1 pseudogene is annotated in these 727 nt (G+C 59.0%); it reads left to right on the top strand.

The features are described from left to right. A pseudogene (locus HMPREF3162_RS11735) lies at window positions 1–727 on the top strand (IS110 family transposase); the annotation flags it as partial.

The raw sequence follows: 727 nt of genomic DNA, 5'->3' as shown, positions 1-727 counted from the left end.
GTAATAGAAGCGGAACTAAACCCAGGCCGCTTCAAACCGAAGATCCAGGAACTGTTAACAGCCCTTGCCGCCAAGCATGAACAGCTGCTGGTCGTGGTGGACCAGCCTAAAACCATAGGCGCGTGAGTTTTCGCGGTAGCCCAACAACTGGGGATTGCCGTTGCCTACCTGCCGGGACTGACCATGCGCCGTGTCGCTGATCTTCATCCAGGCCAGGCGAAGACCGATGCCAGGGATGCATACATCATCGCTGATACAGCCCGCACCATCCCCCACACACTGCGCGGGATCACTATCGCGGACGAACACATCGCCGAATTGTCAATGCTGTGTGGCTTCGATGACGATCTGACCGCCCAGCTGACCGGGGTACGCAATCGGCTTCGCGGCCTGCTCACACAAATACATCCTGCCCTTGAACGGGCACTGGGACCACGTCTGGCCCATCCAGCAGTAGTGGATATACTCAGCCGCTATCCCACTCCCGCATCACTGCACGACGCAGGACGCAGCCGCGTGAGAACACGATTGAAGAAACTCGCACCCCGCATGGCGGCCCGCCTGGCTGACGAGATCTTTGCAGCTTTGGCCGAACAAACCACCATCGTGGCCGGAACAAACACTGCCGGGCACATCATCAGCCGACTCGCCGCTCAGCTTGCACAGCTGACCGAGCAGCGCGCCGATATTGAAGCTGAGATCTTAACGGTGGTCGATGCTCACCCTC

Origin of the sequence: Brevibacterium sp. HMSC07C04 (genome assembly GCF_001815905.1) — a bacterium.
Classification (GTDB): Bacteria; Actinomycetota; Actinomycetes; order Actinomycetales; family Brevibacteriaceae; genus Brevibacterium.
The sequence above is the reverse complement of the archived record's forward strand: the minus strand, read 5'-3'. Positions and strand labels throughout refer to the sequence as shown.